The organism is Paenibacillus sp. DRB1-1, assembly GCF_052119485.1.
GTDB classification, from domain to species: Bacteria; Bacillota; Bacilli; order Paenibacillales; family Paenibacillaceae; genus Paenibacillus; species Paenibacillus polymyxa_B.
Genome location: NZ_JBODQH010000002.1, coordinates 16,625 through 43,505, shown reverse-complemented (window position 1 = coordinate 43,505; position 26,881 = coordinate 16,625). Strand labels below are relative to the sequence as shown.

27 protein-coding genes are annotated in these 26,881 nt (G+C 42.7%); 22 read left to right on the top strand and 5 right to left on the bottom strand.

Annotation, left to right across the window (positions count from 1 at the left end; translation table 11 throughout):
- Positions 1-315: 315 nt before the first annotated feature.
- Positions 316-1,197, bottom strand: coding sequence for a 4-hydroxy-tetrahydrodipicolinate synthase (dapA, locus tag ACQW03_RS24955; RefSeq protein ID WP_220031471.1), 882 nt, complete (start codon positions 1,195-1,197; stop codon positions 316-318).
- Positions 1,198-1,308: 111 nt separating this feature from the next.
- Here dapA and ACQW03_RS24950 point away from each other — a divergent pair, with 111 nt between their 5' ends.
- The 4 genes from ACQW03_RS24950 to ACQW03_RS24935 all read left to right on the top strand — a co-directional run bounded on the left by ACQW03_RS24950 (position 1,309) and on the right by ACQW03_RS24935 (position 5,087).
- Positions 1,309-2,181: a LysR family transcriptional regulator gene (locus ACQW03_RS24950; RefSeq protein WP_025723676.1), complete on the top strand. Its 873-nt coding sequence runs from the start codon at positions 1,309-1,311 to the stop codon at positions 2,179-2,181.
- A 356-nt stretch (positions 2,182-2,537) separates the two neighbouring features.
- Positions 2,538-2,696, top strand: a complete 159-nt coding sequence (locus ACQW03_RS24945) for a hypothetical protein (RefSeq protein WP_179085970.1) — start codon at positions 2,538-2,540, stop codon at positions 2,694-2,696.
- A gap of 154 nt (positions 2,697-2,850) precedes the next feature.
- Positions 2,851-3,873: an NADH:flavin oxidoreductase/NADH oxidase gene (locus ACQW03_RS24940; protein ID WP_441952526.1), complete on the top strand. Its 1,023-nt coding sequence runs from the start codon at positions 2,851-2,853 to the stop codon at positions 3,871-3,873.
- 110 nt (positions 3,874-3,983) lie between these two features.
- The gene (locus ACQW03_RS24935) at positions 3,984-5,087 is read left to right on the top strand and encodes an NADH:flavin oxidoreductase (protein ID WP_076294736.1); all 1,104 of its coding nucleotides are present in this window, start codon (positions 3,984-3,986) and stop codon (positions 5,085-5,087) included.
- Positions 5,088-5,409: 322 nt separating this feature from the next.
- On the opposite strand, the gene ACQW03_RS24930 is transcribed toward ACQW03_RS24935, so the two are convergent.
- Positions 5,410-6,522 (bottom strand): GerAB/ArcD/ProY family transporter, encoded by a 1,113-nt coding sequence (locus ACQW03_RS24930; protein WP_441952523.1) that lies wholly within the window; start codon positions 6,520-6,522, stop codon positions 5,410-5,412.
- 178 nt (positions 6,523-6,700) lie between these two features.
- On the opposite strand from ACQW03_RS24930, the gene ACQW03_RS24925 reads away from it, so the two are divergent.
- The 10 genes from ACQW03_RS24925 (at position 6,701) to ACQW03_RS24880 (ending at position 16,025) form a co-directional block, all read left to right on the top strand.
- Positions 6,701-8,230 carry a spore germination protein gene (locus tag ACQW03_RS24925; RefSeq protein ID WP_441952521.1) on the top strand — a complete coding sequence of 510 codons (1,530 nt, stop codon included), beginning with the start codon at positions 6,701-6,703 and terminating at the stop codon, positions 8,228-8,230.
- Positions 8,211-9,434, top strand: coding sequence for a Ger(x)C family spore germination protein (locus ACQW03_RS24920; RefSeq protein WP_220031380.1), 1,224 nt, complete (start codon positions 8,211-8,213; stop codon positions 9,432-9,434). The genes ACQW03_RS24925 and ACQW03_RS24920 overlap by 20 nt, the downstream gene beginning before the upstream one ends.
- 5 nt (positions 9,435-9,439) lie before the next feature.
- Entirely contained in the window at positions 9,440-9,670 is a 231-nt protein-coding gene (locus ACQW03_RS24915) for a hypothetical protein (RefSeq protein ID WP_076294740.1), read from the top strand.
- Positions 9,671-9,772: 102 nt separating this feature from the next.
- The gene (locus tag ACQW03_RS24910) at positions 9,773-9,919 is read left to right on the top strand and encodes a hypothetical protein (RefSeq protein ID WP_179085971.1); all 147 of its coding nucleotides are present in this window, start codon (positions 9,773-9,775) and stop codon (positions 9,917-9,919) included.
- 311 nt (positions 9,920-10,230) lie between these two features.
- Positions 10,231-10,641 carry a MarR family winged helix-turn-helix transcriptional regulator gene (locus ACQW03_RS24905; protein ID WP_013310356.1) on the top strand — a complete coding sequence of 137 codons (411 nt, stop codon included), beginning with the start codon at positions 10,231-10,233 and terminating at the stop codon, positions 10,639-10,641.
- A 74-nt stretch (positions 10,642-10,715) separates the two neighbouring features.
- Positions 10,716-12,479: an ABC transporter ATP-binding protein gene (locus ACQW03_RS24900; RefSeq protein WP_441952517.1), complete on the top strand. Its 1,764-nt coding sequence runs from the start codon at positions 10,716-10,718 to the stop codon at positions 12,477-12,479.
- Positions 12,472-14,322: an ABC transporter ATP-binding protein gene (locus ACQW03_RS24895; protein ID WP_441952515.1), complete on the top strand. Its 1,851-nt coding sequence runs from the start codon at positions 12,472-12,474 to the stop codon at positions 14,320-14,322. Before ACQW03_RS24900 ends, ACQW03_RS24895 begins: the two co-directional genes overlap by 8 nt.
- A gap of 120 nt (positions 14,323-14,442) precedes the next feature.
- Positions 14,443-14,751, top strand: a complete 309-nt coding sequence (locus ACQW03_RS24890; protein WP_025723019.1) for a hypothetical protein — start codon at positions 14,443-14,445, stop codon at positions 14,749-14,751.
- 408 nt (positions 14,752-15,159) lie between these two features.
- Positions 15,160-15,321 carry a hypothetical protein gene (locus tag ACQW03_RS24885; RefSeq protein ID WP_218638843.1) on the top strand — a complete coding sequence of 54 codons (162 nt, stop codon included), beginning with the start codon at positions 15,160-15,162 and terminating at the stop codon, positions 15,319-15,321.
- A gap of 284 nt (positions 15,322-15,605) precedes the next feature.
- Positions 15,606-16,025, top strand: coding sequence for an ester cyclase (locus tag ACQW03_RS24880; protein ID WP_441952512.1), 420 nt, complete (start codon positions 15,606-15,608; stop codon positions 16,023-16,025).
- 222 nt (positions 16,026-16,247) lie between these two features.
- Here the strand turns inward: ACQW03_RS24880 and ACQW03_RS24875 are convergent, their stop codons facing one another.
- A complete protein-coding gene (locus ACQW03_RS24875; protein WP_441952774.1) occupies positions 16,248-17,639 on the bottom strand; it encodes an aminotransferase-like domain-containing protein in 1,392 nt (463 codons plus the stop codon).
- Between the two features lie 107 nt (positions 17,640-17,746).
- Between ACQW03_RS24875 and azlC the strand changes: the two genes are divergently transcribed.
- Both azlC and ACQW03_RS24865 read left to right on the top strand, forming a co-directional pair.
- Positions 17,747-18,478 (top strand): azaleucine resistance protein AzlC, encoded by a 732-nt coding sequence (gene azlC / locus ACQW03_RS24870; protein WP_076294746.1) that lies wholly within the window; start codon positions 17,747-17,749, stop codon positions 18,476-18,478.
- Entirely contained in the window at positions 18,459-18,791 is a 333-nt protein-coding gene (locus ACQW03_RS24865) for a branched-chain amino acid transporter permease (protein ID WP_023988622.1), read from the top strand. The genes azlC and ACQW03_RS24865 overlap by 20 nt, the downstream gene beginning before the upstream one ends.
- A 182-nt stretch (positions 18,792-18,973) precedes the next feature.
- On the opposite strand, the gene ACQW03_RS24860 is transcribed toward ACQW03_RS24865, so the two are convergent.
- Entirely contained in the window at positions 18,974-19,327 is a 354-nt protein-coding gene (locus ACQW03_RS24860) for a winged helix-turn-helix transcriptional regulator (RefSeq protein ID WP_025723014.1), read from the bottom strand.
- A gap of 131 nt (positions 19,328-19,458) precedes the next feature.
- Here ACQW03_RS24860 and ACQW03_RS24855 point away from each other — a divergent pair, with 131 nt between their 5' ends.
- Genes ACQW03_RS24855 through ACQW03_RS24835 form a run of 5 tightly spaced genes read left to right on the top strand, consistent with a single transcriptional unit; the run spans position 19,459 to position 23,415 of the window.
- Entirely contained in the window at positions 19,459-20,115 is a 657-nt protein-coding gene (locus ACQW03_RS24855; RefSeq protein ID WP_023988624.1) for an ABC transporter permease, read from the top strand.
- Between the two features lie 9 nt (positions 20,116-20,124).
- Positions 20,125-21,036 carry a glycine betaine ABC transporter substrate-binding protein gene (locus tag ACQW03_RS24850; protein ID WP_441952509.1) on the top strand — a complete coding sequence of 304 codons (912 nt, stop codon included), beginning with the start codon at positions 20,125-20,127 and terminating at the stop codon, positions 21,034-21,036.
- 14 nt (positions 21,037-21,050) lie between these two features.
- Positions 21,051-21,821 (top strand): ABC transporter ATP-binding protein, encoded by a 771-nt coding sequence (locus ACQW03_RS24845; protein WP_025723011.1) that lies wholly within the window; start codon positions 21,051-21,053, stop codon positions 21,819-21,821.
- On the top strand, positions 21,818-22,453 hold the full coding sequence (locus ACQW03_RS24840) for an ABC transporter permease (RefSeq protein ID WP_076294751.1): 636 nt from the start codon (positions 21,818-21,820) through the stop codon (positions 22,451-22,453). Before ACQW03_RS24845 ends, ACQW03_RS24840 begins: the two co-directional genes overlap by 4 nt.
- Positions 22,450-23,415: a zinc-binding alcohol dehydrogenase family protein gene (locus ACQW03_RS24835; RefSeq protein WP_441952506.1), complete on the top strand. Its 966-nt coding sequence runs from the start codon at positions 22,450-22,452 to the stop codon at positions 23,413-23,415. The genes ACQW03_RS24840 and ACQW03_RS24835 overlap by 4 nt, the downstream gene beginning before the upstream one ends.
- A 196-nt stretch (positions 23,416-23,611) precedes the next feature.
- Here the strand turns inward: ACQW03_RS24835 and ACQW03_RS24830 are convergent, their stop codons facing one another.
- Entirely contained in the window at positions 23,612-25,528 is a 1,917-nt protein-coding gene (locus tag ACQW03_RS24830; protein ID WP_441952504.1) for a right-handed parallel beta-helix repeat-containing protein, read from the bottom strand.
- 118 nt (positions 25,529-25,646) lie between these two features.
- On the opposite strand from ACQW03_RS24830, the gene ACQW03_RS24825 reads away from it, so the two are divergent.
- Entirely contained in the window at positions 25,647-26,402 is a 756-nt protein-coding gene (locus ACQW03_RS24825) for a helix-turn-helix transcriptional regulator (RefSeq protein WP_076294754.1), read from the top strand.
- Positions 26,403-26,881 lie beyond the last annotated feature (479 nt).

Genomic DNA, 26,881 nt, shown 5'->3' with positions numbered 1-26,881 from the left:
AGTATACTGCTTGGAAGAGAAGGACTGTCGGTGAAATTCACCGGCAGCCTTCTTTTTGCAATAATTTCGTTTACATAAAGAATTCCCTTAATGCTGCAACTGGATTTACTAACGACCATCTAGCTATTGCTTGTATGCTTTTCAGATTGCGACCTCATTAGGATGAAAACACCGATACAGCGTTCTACCATAGAGAGTATCTTCTTAAATTCGTTTTTCTGAAGGTTGCCTGTTCCGGATAAGAATTGAAGCATCTCCTGTCCAGGAGATGCTTCTTCTACGTTATGATTGGGTAGTCTGAGATAAGCTGATTTATCAGGATATGATTGAATTCAGGAGACCCTGCTTCACCTGACCCGACAGTGGCATAAGTGGCAGACGCAATTGCTCGGTGGCAATAATCTCTTGCTGGGTAAGCCACCACTTGATCGCGGCCGGGGCTGGCTCTGCAAATACATGCTGGATCACCGGTTCCAGTAGCATGAAACTGTCTCGCGACCCGTTCATGTCGCCAGCCACAAAACGTTGGTATATATCCACATACTTCTGGATATTGAGATGAGCGGATGCAAGCATACCGCCGGCAGCTCCCTGGCATAGCATGGCATGGAAATAGGCATCCTCTCCGCAGAGGACAGGCTTAGTCTCGTACTGGGTCAATTTTAAAAGCAGATCAAGACCGCCCGTGCTGTCCTTGAGCCCAATTACGCCATCCAGGTCCAGCACTTTGCGTATTGTATCTATTGTCATGCGACTGCCCGTGCGAACAGGAATCTCATATACAAGCACAGGCAGGCCTACACGAGATACAACACGGAAATGCTCCAAGATTCCTTCCTGCGTCGGCCGGTTGTAATACGGAGTGACCACCATGGCTGCATCCGCTCCTAATTCAGCCGCCATTTCCGTCCGATGCACCGTTGAATAAGTATCGTTCGTTCCCGTGCCAATGACGATCGGAACGGTTTTGTTCATGCTCTTCAGAACATCCTGCGTTACCTGTACCATTTGCTTTACTTCATCCCAGGATACGGTTGGCGACTCTCCTGTCGTACCGTTAACGACCAGACCCTGGATGTCATGGCCTGCAAGATAGGTAACATACTTCCGGTACGAATCGATGTCCAACTTATAGTCACGCGTAAAAGGTGTAATCAGCGGTATGAAAATCCCATGAATATGTTGTTCGTTCATCATCATCAGTTATCCCTTCCCGTTGAATTAAATCTAATGTAACATAGGAGACAGCATCAGAGTTATCTATAATAAACGATGATTCTAATCAAAATTTTCGATGGGGTGGCCAGATTGGATTTCATTTATCTTCAGACATTTCGGGAAGTTGCCATTCGTGAAAGCTTTACAAGAGCAGCTGAAGTGCTCGGTTACGCACAATCCAGCGTCACGACCCAGATACAAAAGCTGGAGAAAACGTATCAAGTCAAATTGTTCGAGCGCTACAGCAACAACAAGATTCGTCTTACCTCCGCCGGGGAAGAGCTATTCAAGCTTGCCGGACAAATGCTGGAGCTTTTTGAGCAATCGAAAGAAAAATTGGCAAAGCAGGGTGGGGGCTCCATGACGATCGGTACTATGGATTCCATCGCTTCGTATTTTCTACCGCCGTATATGCAGGCGACTCGCAAAGAATACCCCGATCTGAACATACGATTGCATACGGATCGCGAAGAGATGATTTTGCACCAGGTCAGGGAAGGGGAGGCCGATGTCGGGCTGATCCTCGCGGACGATTCAAGCAATCCGGCCTTGCAGTGGATTACGATTCGAGAAGAACCGCTTGTACTGATTGTCCATCCGAACCATCCGCTTATCGCTAAAGAGAGAATCGGCCTGGATGATCTGGTAGATGCGGAGTGGATTATGCCCGAGCATACGTGCAACTATAGACAACTGCTGGAGAGAGTGCTTCGAGCAAATGGAATCACCTATCGCGTGAGTCTGGAGCTGGGTAATCCGGAAGCGATCAAACGGAGCATCAAAACTGGAGAGGGTATATCCATTCTACCTCTAATGGCTGCGCTGGAGGAGATTGAACGGGAAGAGCTGAAGGTGTTGCCCTTTGAGCATGCTGAGCTCAAGCTGGAAATTCAGCTTGTTCTTCATCCCAAGAAGTGGGTGTCCAATGCATTAAGCTTTTTTATGGAGAGCATGAGAATGTAGATTTTCCTCCACATCAAAATTAATATACAGTACGAGCGCTTCCAAGTGGATACCAGAAGCGCTCACAGTTTAACGTGCCGAAGAGGATGAGAACTTAGAATGAAAAGAGAAAGCAAAGTTTATTCAAATCATCCACGTATTTTTTTGAAAAATAAGCAATTCATATTTGCATTCAAAACTTGACAGCAAGTAATTTTTTCACTAAATTAAATGCATGCGCATGTTTTTTTGATTTGGTAATGTGCTAAACCATTCGGTTACTTAATGTTTAATTGAACAAGATGTCAATGCAGAAGTTCAGTCATTGGTGAATTTCACCATAGACCATTTGGGCCGTGCAGATACATTAATTAATTGTGCAGGCTGCTGCGGAGAATATCAACTATGGCAGCATCCCTCGTGAGGATGTAGCCCGTGCCATTGTGGCAACTTTAGATGAGAAGAACCCATACAAGCGAGCTTTTGATCTGATTACTGGTGACGATTCAGTTGTCGATGCATTGCAAAAAATCTGAAGATGAGGACCAACGAGTAAATGGCGTAACTTACTTTGAAGTTTTGAAATCATGCCCAAAGTTGACAAATGAAACAAACATGTCAGTATATATGCGTGTGCATGCATTTGATTGATGTATTTCATAATATACCTCAGAGAGGAGTCTTTCTCACATGAAAGATTTATTTAGTCCCTATACAATTAAAGGTTTGGAATTGAAAAATCGCGTAGTTATGCCTCCAATGTGCCAATATTCGGTTGACAAAAAGGATGGGGTCGCCACAGATTGGCATTATATACACTACGTTAGCCGAGCGGTAGGCGGAGCTGGTTTTATCATGATTGAAATGACAGATGTAGAGCCGGATGGTCGTATCTCCGATTTTGATCTTGGTTTATGGTCAGATGAGCAGATTCCTGCTCTCAAACGGATTGTAGATGCTTGTCACAGCTACGGTGCCAAAGTGGGAATCCAGATCGCGCATGCCGGACGCAAGGCGGAAGACGCTGAAGTTCCTGTAGCGCCATCTGCCATTGCATTTGATGAAAATTCAAAACAACCTCGCGCGCTTACAACAGAAGAGGTTAAAGGACTAGTTGAGAAATTTCGTGCTGCTGTAGCTCGCGCTGTCAAGGCTGGATTCGACACCATTGAAATTCATGGTGCACATGGCTATTTGATTCATCAATTTCATTCGCCGCTTACGAACAAACGGGAAGATAGATACGGTAAAGACCTTACCCTTTTTGGTCGGGAGATCATTCAGGCAGCGAAGGGTGAAATGCCGGAAGATATGCCGCTCCTGATGCGTATTTCTGCCAAAGAATACGTAGAAGGTGGATATGGTATTAAGGAAAGCATTGCTTTTGCCAAGGAATATCAAAAGGCAGGAGTAGATATGTTTGATATTTCATCTGGCGGTGAGGGACCTATAGCTGCATGGGGTAGACCAGGAACTCACGCAGCGTATCAAGTCCCCTTGGCAAAAGAAATCAAAGAAGCTCTGGATATTTCGGTGATGGCCGTTGGAAGACTAGAAGATCCAATTTTGGCGAATGCAGTTATCGGAAATGAAGAGGCTGATCTGGTTGCTGTGGGTAGAGGGATGTTGAGAAATCCTTATTGGTCACTGGAAGCCGCTTCAAAATTGAAAAAAGAAACTGCAATCCCTACACAGTATACTACAGGGTTCTAAGACCGACTGTATGCATTACGGGTTGATCCTGCTTGAGTCAGCAAAATTCGGGACGGAAGATTGGACGATTTAATTTTGTAGAACTAAAGACACCAGGAGGTTCTTGGATAGTGCCTAACACAAGCGTATTGTTCGAAACTACAAAAATAGGAAATTTAGTGCTGAAAAATCGATTAGGTGTTGCACCTATGACACGCACGAGTGCTTCTCCAGAAGGCTTTGCAACGGATCAAATGGCACAATACTATGCTTCATTTGCACATGGCGGGTTTGGTTTGATTATTGTTGAGGGAACCTATACAGATGAACTGTTTAGTCAGTGTTATTTCAACCAGCCCGGGATGGCCACTGACGAACAGGCAAAATCGTGGGAAAAGGTGGTGGAAGCTGTTCATAAGGCTGGCGGAGCAATTATTGTTCAGTTAGAACACGCGGGTGCTTTATCTCAAGGTAACCGATTCGAATCAAATAAATTGGCTCCATCAGCAGTGCAACCACAAGGAGAGCAACTTGCGTTTTATGGCGGTGAAGGAGCTTTTCCGATGCCTGTGGAAGCAACGAAGAAAGATATTGAAAACGTAATTCAGGGATTTGTGAATGCTGCTGTTCGTGCCAAATCAGCTGGATTTGACGGCGTAGAAATTCACGGTGCAAATGGTTATTTACTGGATGAGTTTCTTACGGACTATACAAACCAGCGAACAGATGAATACGGAGGTTCGCTCAGCAATCGTGTTCGTTTGTTGGTTGAGGTATCAAGTGCAGTTCGGCAAACCTTAGGAGAAAACTTTATAGTTGGGATTCGAATCTCCCAAGGGAAAGTAAATGATTATGAGCATAAGTGGGCTGGTAAAGAAGAAGAGGCAAAGGTGATTTTCCAACAGTTAGGACAGTCGGGGCTTGATTATATCCATGTCACGGAATATGAGGCTTGGCAACCAGCCTTTCCAGACAGTAGTAGACAATCTCTTGCTGAACTTGCCAAGAAGTATGGAAACATTACAGTGATGGCTAATGGACACCTGGAAGACCCATCTAAAGCAAGTCAGATGGTCGAAAATTGTACAGCCGATATTATTACTTTGGGCAAAGGAGCTCTTGCTAATCATAATTGGCCTGTCAAAGTTAAAAATGATGAACCGCTAGCTATATTTGACCAGGAAAAGATTTTAAGACCGAATGCAACGATAAAGGACTTTGAATTGGTCGATTAAGAAAAAAAGACGTTCTTTAGACCTTCTGTAAAGTACTCTATCAAGGTACTCTACAAAAGGTCTAATTGAATGAACTCTGCGATCACGGAGAGCATGGAAGAAGGTCTGCAATTGTGGAGGGAGAAGTGTGTAAGATTGCCGAATATGCTTTGAATCTGTGGGCGGAATCCATGACCAGACGGTTCATCAAAGTACGGCATGTAGAGCCTGACCTGGCAAGTAATAATAAACATGTTCAGAGGAAGATACATAAGTAGAGATTCAATTTAAGATCTTACTAAATTAGCCATATCCCTATGAAATTCCATCTTTGCCCCGAAAGTTACGTTAGCTGGTTGTTGTGACTGATACGTTTCCTGATATGATAAACAACGAGCAGGATTAACGGGAAAGCGATGGCATGGGTAAAATCCCAATCTACCCAGTAGGCTGGGATCTCCTTGACGTAGAAAATAATATTTTTTGCAATCAGATGCGACAGTCCGTAAATCAGAAATGCAACTGGAAAGATCAATGGCCGATAGGATTTTAGCTTTAGTAGCTGAGCTGTCCCCAAAACAAATGCGTAAAAGAAAAGCGCTGTTTTGAAATAGGTGCTAATGATCCACGTGGTGGCCATTAAAGCCTCAATCCGCTGCAAAAGATTAGCAATGTTGATTCTCTGGGCAAGAATATAGGCAGCGTAAAATTCGTGTTCTGAGAAATATACCCCGAGTACTGTTAGGGAGAGAAACAAAATGAGGTTGAGTCCAACAGCCCCGATCAACAAAGAAATGAATATATTGCGGCTCGTATTGCTTTGTTTTTGGACATAGGGATACACCATGAAGAACACGCACATTTCTCCAAAGGGATAAAATACACCGAACATAATGGTGTGCAGCATGTCAGGAAATGATGTATTCAAAATAGGATGGATACGCTCTATCTGGACATCGGGGAACAGGAGAACGATTAGGCAGATCAGAAAAAACGCAAAGAAAGGAAAAAAAATCTGGGCTGCTCTGCCCAGCGTTTCAAGACCCAGCCGCAAGCCATACACCAACAGAAAAATCGCCATGAAGCGAATGACCCCGCCGGGTGTCCCTTCGTAAATCTGTGTGCACATGAAATCTTCGATTTCTCTGATATAGGTGGAGGCTGCAATCAGGAAAAAGAATAAATAACTCAACGCTACAGCTCCACCCACCCATTTTCCTAATACTTGTAATGAAAGCTCAATAATCGTTTTAGTTGGATCAATATTTGATGTAGATATCATCAGCTTTACGCATGCAAGTCCTAGCGGAATACTAATCAAGGCGGCAATCCACGCATCCTCGTGGGCTCCGGTTGCCATTGCTGCAGGATACACAAGTGCCATTTCACCGATTAGCGAGAAAAGTCCAAGTAACATCATTTGAGCCGTACTGATCCGGTCTTTTTCAAGATTCATGAGATTCCTCCAAATCTGCTGCAAACTGCCCCTCAAGTTTTCTTTTGTCATTCCCTTTAGTATGTGATTTTATAACATAATTATTAATTGATAGTAGAAAAGGAATGTTAAGGGGATAATTATCAAGTTCTTCTGTCATACTATTTGTAGTTTGCTCACGGAATGCGGAGGTTGTGACATGAAGGATACCATTACTGGCACATTATCACACCGCTTGGAGGACAATTTGGTGCAGTTGGTTCAACTGCTCGGGACAAGCACCGATTTGATCACTAAAAAGCTGGAATTGGATGAGTCTACGCATATCGCTTTGCTTTATATTGACGGTCTTGTGGATACACAGGTTCTGCATAACTCCATATTATTTTCGCTTCAGGAACGTTGTACTCCTGAGCAGATGAGAGATCTTGATGCTAATCAGAAGATTGAGCTTTTGCGAAAACGTATGCTGATTGCGGGGGATCTATCTGTCACGCATGACCTTGAGCAATTTGTTCATGAGCTGCTATCCGGTAATATCATGGTGCTGGTTGACGGAACATCCAGCGCCCTGCGGATCGGACTGCCTGGATGGGAGGATCGCAATGTAGGCGAACCCAGCTCACAATCCGTTGTACGTGGGCCGATGGAAGGGTTCACGGAAAATTTGCGGACGAATACGGCATTGCTTCGAAGGAAGATTAAAGACAGTCAATTGTGGCTGGAAACTTTCCAGATCGGTAAGGTGACTCAAACTAGCGTATCCATTATGTATCTCACCAATATCGCAAACCCTGAGCTGGTGCAGGAGGTGAAGCGCAGATTGGCCAAAATAGATACGGACAGTATCCTGGAGAGCGGATATATCGAGGAGTTTATTCAAGATACGACTGCTACGCCGTTCCCCACGATTTATAACAGCGACCGGCCGGATACGATCGCAGCGGGAATCTTGGAGGGCAAAGTGGCCATTCTTGTGGATGGAACACCATTTGTGCTGCTGGTGCCTACCTTTTTTGTCGCCTTTTTTCAATCCGCCGAAGATTATTATCAGCGGGCCGATATTGGCACCTTGCTGCGGTTTATCCGTTTTCTTTCCTTTTTCATTACATTGCTTGCCCCTTCTTTTTATGTGGCAGTTACAACTTATCATCAGGAGATGATCCCTACCAATCTGGTTATCAGCCTTGCCGCACAGAGGGAAAACGTTCCATTTCCCGCATTTGTGGAGGCGATACTCATGGAATTAACGTATGAGATTCTGCGGGAAGCGGGAGTGAGGATTCCGAAAAATATAGGGCAGGCGATATCCATTGTTGGAACACTTGTCATAGGTCAGGCGGCGGTTGCAGCGGGTTTTATCTCTTCAGCGATGGTTATCATTGTGTCCATTACGGCTATAGCCAGTTTTGTCATACCAGAGACGGGCATGTCGATCGCTGCAAGAATCATTCGCTTTGTTCTTATCGGACTAGCTGGCTTTATTGGACTATACGGAATACTATTCGGCGTCTTTTTGATCGTGCTGCATTTGGCGAGTCTGCGTTCTTTCGGTATGCCTTATATGAGTCCGATCGGACCATACCGTTCAAATGATCTGAAGGATTCCATCTTCCGCTTTCCCTGGTCGCTTTTAAAGACAAGGCCAGCAGATAGTATGATTCAAAACCTTGATCGCCAAAGCACAGACAAGCGAAAGGAGTCGGCAGATGAGTCCAAAAAACCGTAAAACTGTTTTCCGACTGCTGCTTGTCCTTTTGGTTCCCATGCTGCTCAGCGGGTGCTGGGAAAGACAGGAGTTAAATGAAATGGCCTTTGTGCTGGGAATGGGGCTAGACAAGGCTGAATCTGGCTATAAGGTTACACTGCAGGTGGTTATTCCTTCAGCAATTGCCTCGCAGGCGGCAGGAGGGACGGGAGGAGCAGGGGTGCCGGTGATTGTATCTAGCTTCACGGTACCCACGATTTATGAAGCTCAGCGCAAGTACAATCTCGTGAGTGCAAGAGCCAGCTATTACGGGCATATCCGTATACTGGTGATCGGAGAGGAGCTTGCTCGGGCCGGAATTCGCGAGACACTTGATATGCTAAAGCGGAGCCGCGAGCCACGTAATGATTTCTACGCCATGGTTGCCAAAGACACTACGGCCGAAGATGTCTTGAAGGTCCTTACCCCGCTAGAGAAATTGCCAGCAAGTAAATTATTTAATTCCCTGGACAAATCCTATAAGGCGTCGGCCAAAACAGTCGCTGTTCCTTTGAACCAATTCATTGAAGATTTACTGTACGAAGGGAAGAATCCGGTGTTGACCGGAGTAAAAATGTCTGGCAGTGTCAGCGAGGGCTCTAAGAAGAGCAATGTGGAAGATACCTCGCCCACAGCCAGATTACGCTACAGTAATGTAGCCGTATTTCGAAAGGATAAGATGATCGGGTGGTTAAACGATAACGAGACGATTGGCTACAATTATATCACCAATAACGTTGTCAAAACCTCGGGTCCTGTAAAAGGAGACGATGGACGGCCCATCGTCATTGAAGCACTTCATACAGACACCAAACGTAAAGTCAAGATTATTGACGGTGAACCACATATTTACATCCATGTAAAGGCCTTGTGTAATGTTGAAGAGGTAATGAGCAAAGATAATCTGGAAGCAGAGCGCGTGATTACAGGGCTGGAAAGGAAATCGGAAGAACGAATTATCTTGCGGATGAAAACTGCAGTTAAGCAAATTAATGAGCGCTATAATGTGGATATTATGGGCTTTGGACAGTTGATCTACCGTGCCAACCCCCAAGCTTGGGCTAGGCTAAAACAGAAAAAAGGGGACAATTACCTGAAATCGCTACCTATCCATTACAAAGCCAGCGTGTCGATTAACCGAATTGGCATTACAGACAAATCTTTTATTGAAGATATCAAGGAGTGAGCGCAATGGTGTTACTGCTTTTTCTGGCAACAGCAGCGGTTTGTGCGGTCATCGATGTGCCTTTGCTGACACGAGGAAGCAGGCGCCGTGACCTTCTGGTCTGGGGCTTGTTTTGGATCACTGGCATTGGTGTAGTGGTCTGCTCCTTGTACAAAATCAATGTGCCGAGCCCATTGCTTCTGATCATGATGATCTATAAACCGGTTAACAATCTGTTTACATCCTGGTTTTATTAGTTGTAAGGAAATTCACCTTTTGTACCTCGGAAAGCGCTCCGTTCCTAATAGTTTGATCTTGTTGATATCATGGGTCACAGTTGAGTGGCGGGAGATGGTTGCTTGAACAGCGAAATGCTGCTATCAGAAATGCTTTTAAAAATAGTAGTAGTATCTTTGATTTTAATGGTAGAAGTAAATGTTGGTAATAGCAGCAGCAGTCTAAGACTTTATTTTTCAAGTCCTAGTGAGCTGCTGCTTTACTTTTAGAAGCAGTTTCTTACATATCCCCGATAAGCGAGAAAAGCCCAAGTAATATTATTTGAGCCGTACTGATGCGGTCTTTTTCAAGATTCATGAAATTTCTCCATATCTGCTGAAAACTGCTCCTCAAGTTTTCTTTTGTCATTTACATTGGACTTTTGTGTAGATAAATTGGTAAAAATACAAGCTGGTTAGGGAGGATTGTTTGTATTCCATATTTTCTCTAATTGACTTTGTAACCCGACATTATTATTATCTTATACTATAAGATTAATTATCTCATACTATAAGGTATTAGCGAGAAGGTGTTGTGACCATTGGATTATAAAGCATTAGCGACAGAACTATTCGAGTATATCGTCAAATCGCGGAAACCGGCATTAGAGGAACGAGGGCACTTTTCACGTGGCGAAATGGGGATTCTCATTTGTTTGAATTTCAATAAGGACGGGGTTACCTCTGGCCACTTGAGCGAATACTTGTCCGTCAGTACGGGACGGGTAGCAACGGCACTGAAGAGCCTGGAGAAGAAAGGACTAGTTGTACGGCGTACTGATGTCAACGACAAACGTAAGGTAATTGTATTCATTACGGATTCAGGTAAGCAATTTATGATTGATAGGCATAATGAAGGAATCGCATGGACCGAGAATGTTCTTCGAAAGTTAGACGAAGAAGATGCCAAAGAACTGATCCGACTCATTAAGCTTATTGTCTCTAGAAGCTGAATTTCTATGCAGATGCAGGATGCACCATACTTCACCAAACATCAAAGACTATCAGATAAAAGGAGAGCAACAGAATGCTAAAGATATTCAAATATCTCAAGAAAAATGAATGGATGCTTGTGCTTTGCAGCCTAGCCTTCATCGTTGTGCAAGTATGGCTTGATCTGAAGCTACCTGATTATATGGCGGAAATTACGACCAAGTTGCAAACGGAAGGAACGCCTGTGTCCGAACTGCTGATTCCCGGCAGTTACATGTTGTTTTGTGCCGTCGGCAGTATGATTGCATCTATTATTGTGGGCTATTTCGCGGCAAAGGTGGCTGCAGGGCTGGCTATGCGTCTGCGTGCGATGGTCTTTGACAAGACCTTATCCTTTTCGATGGAAGAGATGAACAACTTTTCGACGGCAAGCCTCATTACCCGCTCCACGAACGATGTTACGCAGATTCAAACGGTGGTTGCGCTGGGGCTTCAGGTGATCATCAAGGCACCGATTCTGGCCGTGTGGGCCATTGTGAAGATTGCGGATAAAAACTGGCAGTGGACCGCCTCCACAGGAGCGGCCGTGGCTGCTCTGATCCTGATGCTAAGTGTCATTGTTGTTTTCGCTCTTCCAAGTTTCCAGAGAATCCAGCGTCTCACCGATAATCTGAACAGGGTAACACGTGAGCATCTGATCGGACTTCGGGTAGTACGCGCTTATAATGCAGATCAGTATCAGCAGGAGAAGTTCGAGCAGGCTAACGTCGAGTTGACGAATACAAACCTGTTTGCGAACCGTTTAATGACGATGATTGGTCCAGGTATGACCTTTATTATGTCAGGTCTGAGTGTCTCTATCTATTGGATCGGCGCTTACCTGATTAACGGGGCGGCCGTACCAGACCGCATCACGCTGTTCTCCAATATGGTCGTATTCTCCTCTTATGCAATGCAGGTGGTTATGGCCTTTATGATGGTAAGTATGATATTCATCCTGATGCCTCGTGCCTCGATCTCTGCCAAACGGATCATGGAGGTTTTGAATACCGAATCCAGCATCGTTAACGGGCATGAGACGACTGGAGAAGAGAGCGTTATGGGGCAAGTGGAATTCCGTAATGTCAGCTTCAAATATCCGGACGCGGAGGAGGCCGTGCTTCGCAACATCAGCTTCACGGCGAAACGAGGCGAGACGGTTGCCTTTATTGGCGCTACAGGCAGCGGCAAAACCAGCGTGATCAATCTGATTCCCCGTTTCTACGATGTGACCGAGGGAGAGGTACTCGTGGACGGTGTGAATGTCAGGAACTATAATCAGCAGGCACTCCATAACAAAATCGGGTATGTTCCTCAGAGAGCTGTACTGTTCAACGGTACGGTGGTATCCAACGTTTCGTACGGTGATAACGGAAGGGCAGGAGCTTCGGAGAAACTTGTCAAAGAAGCCGTTGGTATTGCTCAAGGAACGGAGTTTGTCGAAAAAATGGATGGTCAATATCAGGGTAGAATTTCGCAAGGTGGAGCGAACGTATCCGGTGGTCAAAAGCAGCGGCTGTCCATTGCGCGTGCCATCTACCGTCAGCCGGAAATTTATATTTTCGATGATTCCTTCTCGGCACTAGACTACAGAACAGACCGGATTCTGCGCTCCGCTCTCAAAAAAGAAACCGGCCACGCTACGACACTTATCGTTGGTCAGCGCATAGGTACGATCAAAGACGCTGATCGGATTATCGTGCTGGACCAGGGAGAGATTGTAGGGAGCGGCACGCATGAAGAGCTGATGACGAACTGCAGCACCTATCAGGAGATCGCATATTCGCAGCTTTCGAAGGAGGAACTCATACATGGATAAGAATGAACACACCGTCGATAGCCAGCAAATGAAAATGAATCAGGGAGGTCCCATGGGTAAAGGCCCTGCGGGGGGCAAGGGTGCTGGTGAAAAAGCAAATAATTTTAAAAAGACCATCAGACAGCTTGTATCCTACAGCAAGGCCTATGTGCCTATGATTGTACTAGCTATGGTACTGGCCCTGGTCGGCTCCACCCTCAACGTGATTGGCCCGGATAAGCTCAGTGATATTGCCAACCTGATTCAGGAAGGAATCGTAACCGGGATTGATGTAAGTGCTGTTCAGAAGATTGTTCTTGTATTGGCGCTTTTATATGGATTTGGTCTTATCTTTAACTATTTCCAGGGCTTCATTACAGCAACCGTCTCACAGCGTCTTACAAAGAAGATGCGGACAGAGCTGTCTCGAAAAATCGATCATATGCCTTTGAAGTATTTTGACTCTACGAGTTACGGTAATGTGCTTAGCCGCGTAACCAACGATGTCGATACCATCGGACAAACGTTAAACAACAGTCTCGGCACGCTTGTCAGTGCGCTGGCTACCTTCGTGGGCGCCTTGATTATGATGCTTTATACGAACTGGATCATGACTGTTACCGGAATTGTAGCTACGCTGATCGGCTTTTGCCTGATGAGCGTGATTATGAAGCATTCACAGAAATACTTTGTAGCACAGCAAGCGGAGCTTGGCCAGATCAACGGTCATATTGAAGAAACCTATGCTGGTCATAACGTAGTCAAGGTATATAACGGGGAACAAGCAGCCAAGGAAGTGTTTCATGGCATTAACAGCCGCCTATATACAAATGCATGGAAGTCCCAGTTCATGTCTGGTCTGATGATGCCAGTCATGATGTTCATTGGGAATTTTGGTTATGTCGCGGTCTGTGTTGTGGGAGCTTTGCTGGTCAACCAACAGACTATAAGCATTGGAACTATTGTCGCCTTCATGGTGTATATTCGACTGTTTACACAGCCCTTGTCGCAGCTGGCACAGGCCGCAACCAATCTGCAATCGGCCGCCGCCGCCAGTGAACGTGTATTTGAATTTCTGGGTGAAGAAGAATTGGCAGATGAGCGTCACAAGACCACAAAGCTGGACACCGCCAAAGGGGAAGTCGAATTCAAACATGTCCGTTTTGGCTATAATGCAGATCGTATGATTATCAAGGACTTCTCCATGAAAGCTGAAGCTGGTCAGAAAATTGCCATTGTCGGTCCGACAGGCGCCGGTAAGACCACGCTCGTGAATTTGCTCATGAGGTTTTATGAGCTGAACGATGGAGAAATCTACATTGACGGAACCCCGATTAGCCAATTGACGCGTGAGAATATTCATGAATTATTCTGTATGGTGCTTCAGGATACCTGGCTGTTCGAAGGAACGATTCGTGACAATATCGTCTTTTCCAAAGATCATGTTACCGATGAGCAGGTGGAAGCTGCATGTAAAGCGGTGGGGCTGCACAGCTTCATTAAAACACTGCCGCAGGGCTATGATACAGTGCTGGACGACAAAGCCAATCTCTCTGCCGGTCAAAAGCAATTGATTACCATTGCAAGAGCGATGATTGAAGATTCACCCATGCTCATTCTGGATGAGGCCACAAGCTCGGTTGATACGCGTACGGAATTGCTGATTCAACAAGCGATGGACCAGCTGACTGTGGGGAAAACCTCCTTTGTGATTGCTCACCGACTTTCGACGATCAAGAATGCGGATCTGATTCTGGTCATGAAGGATGGTGACATTATCGAAATGGGTAACCATGAGGAATTGCTGGCTAAAGGCGGCTTCTATGCCGATCTATACAACAGTCAGTTTGAACATGCATCCTAAAAGTAACTGCTTGAAAGCATAATAAATATCCATATAGTTCCATAAGCATTGACATCAGCATGTGGACATTATAAGTTATGAAAGCCAGAATTTCTTAATCATAATTGTGGAGGCAGATCAATGAACCAGCGTTTTCGAATCACCCGTTCCATGCAGGAAAGTCCTGTGGAGCAATCTATTTCCCTGGAGGAGTGCAAAGATTACTTTGCATCCCAGCCAGACTTTTCGTATTCACGAGTGCTTATCATACAAGGTGCTGAGAGCACCATGTCGATCGAGGGAGATTTTTTCATGTGGAAGTATGCTGACGTAGAAATACCTTTTCGCCATTACATGGGGGATGTGTATGTGGCTATTTCCGATGAGGCTGTCGTGCCTAAGATGATTGAAATTGCAACAGATTTGCAAGCAGATGTGGTGGATGGGTGAAGAACTAGTCACTATTTTTATTCTGCTGAAGGTTATTGACTTCGTAGTGTATCTTTACAGCAATGGACAGTGCTGATTTCTGAATGCTGACATCGAGTTACATAGATGTCAGCATTTTTGTTAACCACCAACTGCAGTGGACATAGTAAAGCTACAAAATGATAGACTTCACCCGCTGATCGCCTCTTATTGGCAGATGTGAAGAAAACGGTGGACCTGATGGAAGAACAATCCATTACCACAAAATACATAATCATTGGCTCGGTGCTAAGAGACTTAACAGCTGGATCAACGAAAGGGGAAACGTAAGCTATGTTAGAGATATTTCGTTGTTTCTCATTACGGCTGTCGGGGTGTGAACTGGGTTATATTTAATAAAATTTTTACCAAAGTGACTTTGGAAGCAAAATTTGGTTCGAATGGAGTTATGATGGTAAAGAATATGAAGCTATTGGAAATGGCTTCGATACCACGATATTCCCTGATGAATATAGCAAGTATGGTGAGTTTACAGGTAGTTTTGTTGGCTTGACCTGTGCCGATCGTGTTAAACCATCAACAATATGCTGATTTTGATTTTTTCGAATATATTGTTGATGAAATGAATGAATAAGCATTATTAGTTACCAAATGGTTACTATAGAACATTAAGGTGCCTACTTCACAAAAAATACGAGCGAACTTATTATGAATTTGAAAACCTAAGTTAAATTAATATCGTAACTTTGAAGTCTTTAGTTATCAATTATGATATTGATGTGTGAGGGAGATTTACTGATCAAGCAGGAACCTTTTACTTCAATGCTGATGGGCACGAAACGAAAAGGATAAAAAATTTTGAAAGGAATTTGAGAATGACAATTGAAACTAATAAACAACAGATGCACCGGTTTACAGAGTTCATAAATACGGCTAGCGTAAAGCTAGCAGAAGAACTTATTGCCCCAGATGCGATTTTCTATGTCCCAGCACGGGAAGATGCGATGAAGGGACCGGATGGATATCTTGCAATTATCCAAATGATGCGAACTGGCTTCCCTGATATCCAATGGACACTGAAGGAGATGGTTGCTGAAGGCGATAAGGTGGCTGCGCGATTCATTATGCGAGGTACGCACCAAGGCAGTTTCTTCGGTTTTCCTCCAACAGGGAAAACCATCGAGGTTCAAGCGATGAATTTTTATCGATTCTCTGGTGGACAAATTGTAGAAGAATATGGTCAACCCGATATGCTTGGATTACTTCAACAAATTGGCGCTGTTCCAAGTTCGTAGAGGTTCATTTCAATACGACATCTGATGGTGTTCTTTGTTCGATGGATATGTAGCTAAGTAGGACAAATGTTCGTCTAAAATGGAAGCTACATAGGAAGCTTTCCATTTTAGACGAATAAAAGACATACACTGTTTGTGCTGTGAACATTCGTACTTTGTTATGAAATATAAATAAAATAATGCCTGAACCTTTGAATGAGCTATACGCATCAAGACATCAATTCATTCGAGGCTCTCTCTTAAAATCTCTAATCCTCTTCTTAATTCCTCTAAAGAACTAGTGGATGAAAGCGCTACTCTTAGATAATTTTCTTCTGCATTCCCACCGCTTAGAAATCGATTGGAATGAAATACACGAACCCCTTTTTCCAGAAAAAAACCTTCAGAATAAGCTTCGTGCATAACTTTTGGTAAAGGTAGCCATCGATAAAAACTCAGTGGATGTCCCCCGTGGAGAGTATTTGGGAAGAATTCAGCAAATAACTGGTTGGCTGTCTCTGCCAATTGTTTTTTCTTCGTAACAATCATATTTGCTTTTCCTGACAGAATCAGCTCAGTTACGATCTCTGCGTCCAAAGAGGATGTTTTGACGTTGACGTTGTATATGGCCTTCATCATTGTGTCTTTGAATGCTTCGTTAAACACGATATAGGCCACTCGAAGACCTGAGCAGATGGATTTGGCGGTGCTACAAATATAAACCGTTTGTTCAGGGAGCAGTTGATACATCGGCTGACCATAATGATCTATAATGTCCGCTGACAAAAAGGCATGAATGTCGTCCTCAATTAGGATCAAATGATGTTTTTGAATGACCTGAGCTAATTCTTTTTTTCGCTTTTCCGGAATTACAATGGTCGTGGGATTAGCGCAGGAAGGCATTAAAAACACACCATGTAAATTCGATTGAGAACATTGGTCTTCCAGAGCTTCAGGTAACATACCATACTCATCCCCTGAAATGGGAACTAGTTTGATACGAAACATTTTGGAGACTTCAATAAAATTGGCATACGTATACTGGTCAACCGCAATTCGGTCCCCGGGTTCAAACAGTGCTAAGAGTGTAATAGCTAATGCATTTTGGGCTCCTGAAACGATCGCCATATGTTCAGTATCGGCCTGGATGCCAAAAGCCTTCATCCAATTGAGAGCAGCCAGTTTATGATGCGGGATACCTGCAGGATCATTGTAATTCAATAGCTGTTCCAGATAACTTTTCGCTACCACGTGCTTTAAGGCCTCAGTAACCAGATCATTGGTTTGCTCAAATGAGGCAACAAAACCAAGGTCAATATGTACGTTTGAGGATGGATCTTTTGAAATGGTGACCGACCGAGCCGCGTTGGCTGAAACAAAGGTGCCGTTTCCGGTCACACCATGAATTAATCCTTTAAGCTCGCAAAGCTTGTATGCGCGTGTAATCGTTGTGAAGTTCACATCCAAAAAATCGGCCAGCTCCCGCTGAGGGGGAAGTTTTGTACCCGGAGCCAAAAAGCCATGTCTGATGTCATGTTCCAGCAATAGGGCGAGAGAGCGATAAAGCGGTCGTTGCAATCTATCCCTGTCAGGTTTCCACGACATCGGATAATGTTCAAACGAATTAAATGGCATAGCACACCTCACAATATTGTAATGCATACAATTGTATCATTGATTGTATGTATTTACATTGCTAAACTAACGAAGAAATGTAATCTTGTCAAGGAGATGTAGCAACGATGATACACAGAAGTAAGCTTCAATTGGCCTTCAAATCAGCTTTCCCTTCCACACTTCCCATACTGGCTGGATTCTTGTTTCTAGGGATTGCCTACGGCATTCTTATGAATATATCTGGCTTTGGTGCGGGGTATGCGATCCTTATGGCCCTATTTATTTTTGCCGGATCCATGGAATTTGTTGCAGTGCATTTACTGCTCGGTCCGTTCAATCCACTAGGTGCCTTGCTAATGACCTTAATGGTGAACGCCCGGCATTTATTTTATGGCATATCCATGCTTGAAAAATACAGAGGCACCGGATTGAAAAAGTTCTATTTAATTTTTGGACTATGTGATGAATCGTTTTCAATTAATTACACGGCAAACATTCCCAAAGAAGTGGACAAGGGATGGTATATGTTTTTCGTAACTCTGCTTAATCATAGCTACTGGGTATTTGGCGCTGCCATTGGTGGATTTTTCGGATCTCTGGTGCGTATTAATATGGAGGGGCTTGAGTTTGTGATGACGGCGCTCTTTGTTGTGATCTTTATTGAACAATGGATGAAAGAGAGCACACATCATAGTGCATTGTTGGGGTTGGGAATTTCGATCCTTTGCCTGCTTATTTTTAATAGCGAAAATTTCATCGTTCCATCTATGATAGGTCTTCTTATCGTGCTCTCCTTCATGAGAAAATCACTAGATAGAAAGACAGGTGAGAGACACGATGTCCATGACTTTGTTTGAGAACATCACAACGATAGGGATGGTCGTCTTGGGAACGATAATGACCCGATTTATTCCATTTATTTTGTTCCCTTCGGGACGTCCCACACCTAAATATGTACAGTATCTCGGCAAAGTACTTCCCTCGGCAGCTTTAGGACTGCTGGTCATTTACAGTGTTAAGGATGTCACTTTTTTCTCTGGGTCTCATGGTGTGGCCGAATTGATTTCCATTGTCGTCATTATTATGCTGCATCTCTGGAGAAGAAACATGCTGATATCCATCGCTGGCGGTACACTGCTCTATATGTTCCTGGTCCAATTTATATTCTAAAAGTTGATCATCTCCGTTGTTGCAGGTTAGCTATTGAAACTTTACACAAAATAGTTGGAGTGACCATCAGTTGCACGAACAATACCCAAGAGGACTAATGCTAACCTTAGTCCTCCGTTGTTTTTAAAATATTCAAAGGCTTGTCATTCTCGTCCTCAAAACACTTAATCGGGCTCAGTTTTTTAAGAATCCTTCATGTTACGAGGAATTTCCTCATTGAGCTTATGATATTCCAAACCCCACGTTTCCATAACATTAATGATGGGTCTTAAAGTATTCCCTAAATCACTCAAGCTGTATTCGACTTTAGGTGGTACTTCGGCATACACGGTTCGAATGACGATACCATCCTCTTCCATAGACCGCAAATTTTCTGTTAGTACTTTTTGACTGATTTCTGGAATACTTTTACGAAGTTCACCAAAACGTTTGGTTCCTTTCAAAAGATCTCTCATTATTAGCAACTTCCATTTGTTTCCTATAAGTCCAACCGTTGTCGCCACCGGACAAAGAGGCAACTCTTTTTTTGTAATCATTCGGTCTAATCCTCCAATAGTTACTTTTTGGTTCCTATCTAATAAAAAGGTGCCTACTTTCAAAACGATTATATTGCTTATATTATAAAGCGGTCGAGAAAAAAGCAAATTGAACGAAAGGTGGAGAAACCTTGAATGACAGCTTATGGATGCAATTAACAGCCTACTTTTCAAATAACATGCATGTTTTTTTAGCTACTGGGAAAGAGCATATAATAATAAGTTTACTAGCTTTACTCTGCTCTGCCTCCATTGGAATTGTGTTGGGTTACGTAACCTGTAAGTACAAACGAACAGAGAAATGGATCGTATCCTTGTTCCAAGTTCTAAGAATTATGCCTAGTTTAGCTGTTCTACTCCTTTTAATCCCTATTATGGGGACGGGAACAAAACCAGCTTTAATTGCCCTGGTACTGTTGGGAATTCCTCCTATATTAATGAATATGATAGCCGGTTTAGAGTCTGTTCCCTCTTTTTTACTTGAAGCTGCTCATGGAGTGGGTATGTCAGAACAACAGGTAATGTGGCGAGTCAAATTCCCACTAGCTGCGCCAATGATTCTGACAGGGATTAAAATAGCTGCCATTGAGGTCATTGCGAGTGCTACCCTGGCTGCCAAAATAGGAGCGGGTGGATTAGGGGAAATCATCTTTACTGGTTTAGGACTTAATCGAGTGGATTTACTTTTGATTGGTGGGTTTTCGGTGGGAATTTTAGCAATTACAGTCGGGGTAATGCTTGATATGTCCGAGCGTATTTTGTTTAAATATAGATTTTTGAAAAGGTAGGTAAAAGATATGTCTAGAAACAAGAGAAAACTGTATTTTTCAATTTCAATTTTTCTTGTATTGTCGCTCATTTTAAGTGCATGTGGTGATAAAACAGAAAATGCTGAAGATAAAGCAGCAATGATACGGATCGGTACGAAAGATTTCACTGAGAATTTGATTGTGGGTGAACTTTACGCTTTGGCTTTAGAGGGTGCGGGATATAAGGTAGAGCGAGTACCCAATATTGCGGGCTCCGTTATCCATTCATCTATTGTTAACAACGATATCGATATGTATCCAGAATATACAGGTACCGGTTTATTATCCATATTGAAAGTCGATATGCTCACTGATCCTGACGCGGTTTATAAGAAAGTTAAGGAAGAATATAAAAAGCAATTTAAAATCACTTGGCTAGATTACTCTAAAGCAAATGATGGAGCAGGACTTGTTATTCGTTCGGAAGTTTCTAAAAATCTAGGAATTACTACAATTACTGATCTACAAAAACATGTAAGTAAGCTTCGATTCGCCTCACAAGGAGAAGTTGACCAACGTGCAGACGGAATTCCAGCTCTAGAGAAAGTGTATGGTAAGTTCAATTGGAAGTCATCTAAAGTATATGATAACAGCTTGAAATATGAAGTGCTTAAAAACAATGAAGCGGATGTTGCCCCAGCTTACACAACAGAAGGGCAACTAGTTAATAAAGATCAGTTCACACTGTTGAAAGATGACAAACAAGTATGGCCTCCGTATAACTTGGCTCCTGTTGTTCGTGATAATGTGCTGGATACAAATCCAGAGATAGCTGAGGTTATTAATAAGGTGAGTGCGGCGCTGGATACGGAAACGGTAACCCCCTTGAATGCAAAAGTGGACGTGGATAAAAAAGAATATGAAGATGTGGCAAAAGAATTTTATGACTCAATTAAATGAGTGTGGGGGATAACATGAGTCTTATTGCAATTGAATTCCAAAATGTGTGCAAAACATACGCAAACTCCAATGACTTAGCTGTTGATCATGTCAATCTGTCTATTAGGGAAGGCGAATTTATAACCATACTGGGTTCGTCCGGATCAGGAAAAACCACACTATTGAAAATGGTAAATCGTTTAATTGAACCTACCCAAGGGAAGATAAAACTATTTGGTGATGACATTGCTGAAATTGATCCTGTAGCGCTACGGAGAAGGATTGGCTATGTTATTCAGCAAGTGGGTTTGTTTCCTCATATGACCATTGGACAAAATATTGCTACTGTGCCCCGGCTTTTGAAATGGGAAAAAACGAAGGTGGATGAAATGGTGCACAAATTGTTACTTTTGGTTGGGTTAGATCCAGTAAACTACCTAAATCGTTACCCTTCTCAACTATCGGGAGGTCAGCAACAGAGAATTGGACTAGCCAGGGCCTTAGCAACAAATCCTAATACAATGTTATTGGATGAACCTTTTGGAGCCATAGACGCCATGACTCGTCTAAATTTGCAGGATGAACTTCTGCGGATTCATGGGGGAGTTAAGAAAACCTTCTTATTCGTAACGCATGATATCAATGAAGCATTTAAGCTGGGAACCAGGGTAATAATCATGAATCAAGGTAAAGCCTGTCAGTTTGATACGCCAAGAGAAATTGTTGCTCATCCCGCAGATGAATTTGTCGCATCGCTTATTCAATCTTCAAGAGAGCAAGAACGTTTCTGGGAGGGGTTAAAGTGATCGAATATGCCATTAAGCATCCGGATAAGTTAGGAACTGCATTACTGGAGCATGTGGAGATGCTAATTGTGATCATGCTGATCTCCATTGTCGTCACAGTACTCTTAACAATTTTAGCCCTGACTTCAGAAACGATATCCAGGTTACTCATTTATATTTTTTCGATTCTTTATTCAATTCCCAGCTTGGCCCTTTTCGCAATCATGATCCCCGTGACAGGTTTGGGTAAAACGACAGCGATCACCGTGCTCATAGCATATAACCAATATATCCTACTACGTCAGTTTATTGCAGGTTTGAATCATGTTGAACAGTCTATTATTGAGGCAGCCACGGGGCTTGGTATGAGCCGTATTCAGGTATTGCTTCATGTTCGTGTGCCTTTGGCCATCAAAGCTCTTTTTACAGGATTAAGGCTAGCATCCGTATCTACGGTTGGAATGGCGACTATAGCAGCATTTATAAATGCAGGCGGGTTAGGCTCGATATTAAATGATGGCTTACGAACCATGAATATAGATAAGATTCTGTGGGGAAGTGTATTGTCAGCGTGTCTCGCTATTGGAACGAATGCAGTATTCATTCAGTTTGAAAAACGAATCTACATTGGATCGGGGAGATCACTTTTATGAAGGCTGTTGTACTGGAAGGGGCCTGTAAACCTGAAGTACTAAAGATAAAAGAAGTTCCAATCCCCAAAGTTAAACCAGGTTGGGTACTTGTTAAGATCAAAGCTTTTGGAATAAACCGCTCTGAAATGTTTACAAGACAGGGACATTCCCCATCCGTCAAATTCCCACGGATTATTGGTATTGAATGCATAGGGCAGATCGAAGATCCATCTGACAGCACATTTCAAAAAGGGGAGCGTGTTGCTTCATTAATGGGAGGATTAGGCCGAGAATTTGATGGAAGTTATGCTGAATATGTTTTGATTCCTTCAAAACAGGTTTATTCCATTCCAATTGAAATGAAATGGACTGAGCTCGCTGCAATTCCAGAAATGTATTATACGGCGTATGCGTCCTTATTTGAATGTCTCCAATTAACTGCTGACGAAGTGCTTCTCATTCGCGGTGGGACGAGTTCTGTTGGTCTGGCTGCCCTTCAGCTAGCAAAAAGTACAGGCGCCACAGTCATATCAACCACTCGGAACAGCGGAAAGCTGGCATATCTTCAGCAGGCTGGAGCAGACTTTGCTTTACTCGATGATGAGTATTTTACAAAAGAAGTTTATAAAATCGCTCCAAATGGCGTAGACAAGGTCCTGGAGTTGGTCGGCACCGTCACAATAAAGGAATCATTGCAACTGGTTTCAGAGCAAGGGACCTTATGCATGTCAGGGATACTGGGAAATGAATGGACACTTGATTCCTTTGAACCGTTAATTGATATACCGACAGGTGTTTATTTTACGGCATTTACAAGTGAAGTTATCAAAGAAAACGTACTAATCGACCTGTTCAATCATATTAAAGAACATGGAATTGTTCCGCCGATTGCTAAAGTTTTCAAGCTAGAAGAAATCCAGGAAGCTCATCTTTTAATGGAGAGTAATGATGCGAATGGTAAGATCGTAATTTTGAACGATTAGTTCAGAAGATTAAGATTTCAAGGGTAGTGACACATCGTTGTTGATGTTCTCTAGAACGTGATGCAAGCCTAAATGTGCCAGATCATTAATAAAATTAAATTCAAAAATCTTATATTTGAAAAAATATTCAAGCGATATCAGTGAAAGAGGCCTTACACCATAATTTATAGAGGTGTAAGGCTTTTTCTATAAGGGATTACCAAACTTTAATATAATTTTCACCTTTTTTCAAAAGTGTAATCGGCCCTATTGGAGACTTTTCTACTCTCTGCATATCCAACAAATCAGTATCCAGGATCACTTCACTACCATCGGGGCGCTCAAATTCAGCGTCAACGATACGTACCCGTGCTAATGTTGCTGTTGAATGTACTTCACCGAGAAAAACATCGAAATTTTCCGGTAATTCACAGGAAAGATAAACTTCTTCTCCCTTATCAACTATTCTGAAGTTTGGATGAAAGCTTTTGTCAACTATCTTATCTTTTTCTCTTTCAAACGGTTCTGCTCCGGCCAAATACGCATTGTTATTAATATAAACAGGTTGTTCCACCAAGTTAAATATTTCAGCGTCTCCGGGATTTTTGTGTACGTTTTCAATATACTCTTCTAAAGAAGCCGTGTGGTTTTTATAATGGGACGTTCCGACACCTTCTAATCCATCAGCTCCAATGAAAATATTATTATAAAAACGGTCATCACCGCCGTAAATGAAAGAAAAACCTGCGATTTTGGTGCTGTGGGGGAGGTGATACTGTGTAGATCGTGTCATTTCTTTCCAATGATTCATCTTACCGCAGATTAGGTTGTTTATGTAAGCTCCACCCTGTGACACATTGTCCAGAGAATATTCAGAAGCCATTATATTGTGATCAACGATATATGGCCCATGGCTTACTTCAACAAACAAATCGCGATTATTGCTATAAAATAAATTCTTACTAATCCTTGTTCCCTGTGTCTGCCAATCTGACCATAATCCTAAAGAGCAGTCATGGATACGGTTATGGTGAATCTGGACATCTATGGCTGCATGGAGCTTGATTCCTGCAATTTCGTGACCGTAGAATTCACGTTTCAGAGCAATTTTATATATATGGTTGTGATGAATTTCACTAAAGACACCGCCTAAGTGACCCACAATTCCATTTTGACCGCAATCATAAATCGTATTATTACGGATAATATGGGAGCCGATTTTTTCCTTGCACCAGCCATTACGTTCAGCAGAAAAGACAGATTCAAGCTGGTACTGGTATCCGGGTTTGTCTTTCCGAACGGAGCGATAATTATGCCCGGTGGAGGCTTCTTTACCAATACTGATGGCACTGCATTTTGCATCGTGAATGATATTGTTTTCAATAATCCAACCCTTGCTCCAATTGGCGCCAAGCAGTCCAGGCTGATCCGCTGTCGGAGGTGCCCATGGTGTTGCGGCCTGCGCCATTTCAAAGCCTCTTACTGTAATATAATCAATCCCTGTCTCTTGGGGATAGAAACAAGATCTGCGAACGTTAACCTCAACAAATTCTCTGTTCGGATCAGCGCCTTGGAAATTCGCATATATGGTTGTATTATCAGCATTCACTTCTGCAAACCAGACATATTTTGTCTGTTCCTGATTATGAACAGGAACCATTTTTCTTGTCCAGTGGTCCAATACTTCTGTTGTAACCTTCGGATCGATCAGTTGTTCAAAGCGGCTAACTTCATAAAAAGACATACCGTTTAAATAAACGTCTCCTAAATGCTTGGTTTCCTCAATTGTTACGAGCCAATCTCCGGAGACTTCAAGAGCATATGGGTTATAGTTACCAAAAAACTCATTCGGCAATATAACCTTCCAAATATTCCCTTCTGCATGCTGCCAACTTTGAATATGCTCTGAGCCTTTAATGATTACTTTTTCACCTTTTGCAGCTTGATAAGTAATTCTTCTCTTGGTGCTTAATCCTTTAAATTTTGGTTTTACCCATTCACGATATACCCCTTCATGGACAATAACCGTGTCTCCTGCCACAGCAGCAGAAGCTGCTTTATTGATTGTCAGAAATGGATCTTCCTGACTCCCCTGGCCGTGATCTGAACCAGTTTTTGCTACGTGATACTCCATAGTCTTATATCCTCCTTTAAATTCAATTTATTTTATTATAGGAAATAATATTTGTTAATTCTATCCAAAGTATAGTACACTTTAAGACAATATTAGTGTTCTGGCAAAGGAGAGTTGTATGGTCTTATTTGAAAAACATGGAATGGAGGGGGAAGAATTCTTTCATTTTTTTCCATTGAAGAATTATAGCTTTCCCCTTCATTTTCACCGCGCATATGAAATGATCTATGTTAATGATGGACAGCTATATGTATCCATTGATCAAAAAGAGTATCTTTTGAAGGAAAATGATCTGGTCTTTATCTTTACAAATCAAATGCATGAATTTAAGACCATCGATTACTCTGATATTACAATCATCCTTTTTTCGCCAGAATTGATCGGCGACTTTTTTATGAATTTAAAAGGCTTAATTCCAAATGACAGTGCACTGCATTTGGAGAGAGCTATTGATTTTAGTAAGCTGAATTCAATCTATAGTCAGAAAAGCTTTTTATATGCTGTTTGTGCTGATCTGATAAATCAGAAATCTTTTACCCTAGTTAAGCAATCACCTCAGACAAAGGTGCTCTATAAGATGCTGCTTTATGTAGAGGAAAATTATTCTACTGATTGCACATTAAAAGACATTGCAAAACATCTGCAGTATGACTATCCTTATCTATCAAAGTTGTTTGTCCAACAAATGAACATGACCTTCACGGACTACTTAAATCATTATCGGATTTCACAGGCATGCTATTTGCTGAAAAATTCCCAGCAGGCGATTGGTGAAGTTGCAATCAAGTGTGGTTATAACAATTTAAGAACCTTTCATCGTAACTTCAAGGAAATAACCAGGAGAGCGCCTAGAGAATATAGAGCAATGGACTAAAGAAGAACGGCATGAGCATAAGGTGAATGCGTTGAGCACTTTGTTGACTTTCAGCTTAAACTAGCTGGTGATTATGTTGAAAATATAATCATTAATTCTCAACAATCTTCAGATCATAATTTACGATTCTTCTAATCCAAAGTTTTGCTAGCAATAAATTAGAAAATTCATAAACGCAGCCATCCAATTACCAAGAATTTTTCTACATGACGCACACCGTTTTGAATCGGTTAATGTGAACAGCTGCGGCAATCCCTTGTCATCTAAAAGACGTTATGTACGAGGGTTTGACTGGATATCTGGTGAGTGGTTTCAAAGGGTTCGTTTCCTGTTTGGTCACAGGGCAGAAGCTCACTCGGTTGTGATGCGCTCGGCAACAAAAACGATTCGATTCGTACACAGTATACATCACACAACAAATGTTTCCGATACGTTCGCTGTGGCAGTATTCACTTCATTCTTAAGGGTCAAGTCGTCAA

Excerpts from the sequence above, each read along its gene's own strand:
- ACQW03_RS24915 (WP_076294740.1), top strand. The coding sequence starts at position 9,440 with ATGGTGTTACTGCTTTTTCTGGCAACAGCAGCGGTTTGTGCGGTCATC.
- ACQW03_RS24830 (WP_441952504.1), bottom strand. The coding sequence starts at position 25,528 with ATGGAGTATCACGTAGCAAAAACTGGTTCAGATCACGGCCAGGGGAGT.
- ACQW03_RS24835 (WP_441952506.1), top strand. The coding sequence starts at position 22,450 with ATGAAGGCTGTTGTACTGGAAGGGGCCTGTAAACCTGAAGTACTAAAG.
- ACQW03_RS24860 (WP_025723014.1), bottom strand. The coding sequence starts at position 19,327 with ATGATTACAAAAAAAGAGTTGCCTCTTTGTCCGGTGGCGACAACGGTT.
- ACQW03_RS24940 (WP_441952526.1), top strand. The coding sequence starts at position 2,851 with ATGAAAGATTTATTTAGTCCCTATACAATTAAAGGTTTGGAATTGAAA.
- ACQW03_RS24825 (WP_076294754.1), top strand. The coding sequence starts at position 25,647 with ATGGTCTTATTTGAAAAACATGGAATGGAGGGGGAAGAATTCTTTCAT.
- ACQW03_RS24895 (WP_441952515.1), top strand. The coding sequence starts at position 12,472 with ATGGATAAGAATGAACACACCGTCGATAGCCAGCAAATGAAAATGAAT.
- ACQW03_RS24925 (WP_441952521.1), top strand. The coding sequence starts at position 6,701 with ATGAAGGATACCATTACTGGCACATTATCACACCGCTTGGAGGACAAT.
- ACQW03_RS24920 (WP_220031380.1), top strand. The coding sequence starts at position 8,211 with ATGAGTCCAAAAAACCGTAAAACTGTTTTCCGACTGCTGCTTGTCCTT.
- ACQW03_RS24900 (WP_441952517.1), top strand. The coding sequence starts at position 10,716 with ATGCTAAAGATATTCAAATATCTCAAGAAAAATGAATGGATGCTTGTG.
- ACQW03_RS24845 (WP_025723011.1), top strand. The coding sequence starts at position 21,051 with ATGAGTCTTATTGCAATTGAATTCCAAAATGTGTGCAAAACATACGCA.
- azlC (WP_076294746.1), top strand. The coding sequence starts at position 17,747 with ATGATACACAGAAGTAAGCTTCAATTGGCCTTCAAATCAGCTTTCCCT.
- ACQW03_RS24880 (WP_441952512.1), top strand. The coding sequence starts at position 15,606 with ATGACAATTGAAACTAATAAACAACAGATGCACCGGTTTACAGAGTTC.
- ACQW03_RS24850 (WP_441952509.1), top strand. The coding sequence starts at position 20,125 with ATGTCTAGAAACAAGAGAAAACTGTATTTTTCAATTTCAATTTTTCTT.
- ACQW03_RS24865 (WP_023988622.1), top strand. The coding sequence starts at position 18,459 with ATGTCCATGACTTTGTTTGAGAACATCACAACGATAGGGATGGTCGTC.
- ACQW03_RS24930 (WP_441952523.1), bottom strand. The coding sequence starts at position 6,522 with ATGAATCTTGAAAAAGACCGGATCAGTACGGCTCAAATGATGTTACTT.
- dapA (WP_220031471.1), bottom strand. The coding sequence starts at position 1,197 with ATGATGAACGAACAACATATTCATGGGATTTTCATACCGCTGATTACA.
- ACQW03_RS24875 (WP_441952774.1), bottom strand. The coding sequence starts at position 17,639 with ATGCCATTTAATTCGTTTGAACATTATCCGATGTCGTGGAAACCTGAC.
- ACQW03_RS24890 (WP_025723019.1), top strand. The coding sequence starts at position 14,443 with ATGAACCAGCGTTTTCGAATCACCCGTTCCATGCAGGAAAGTCCTGTG.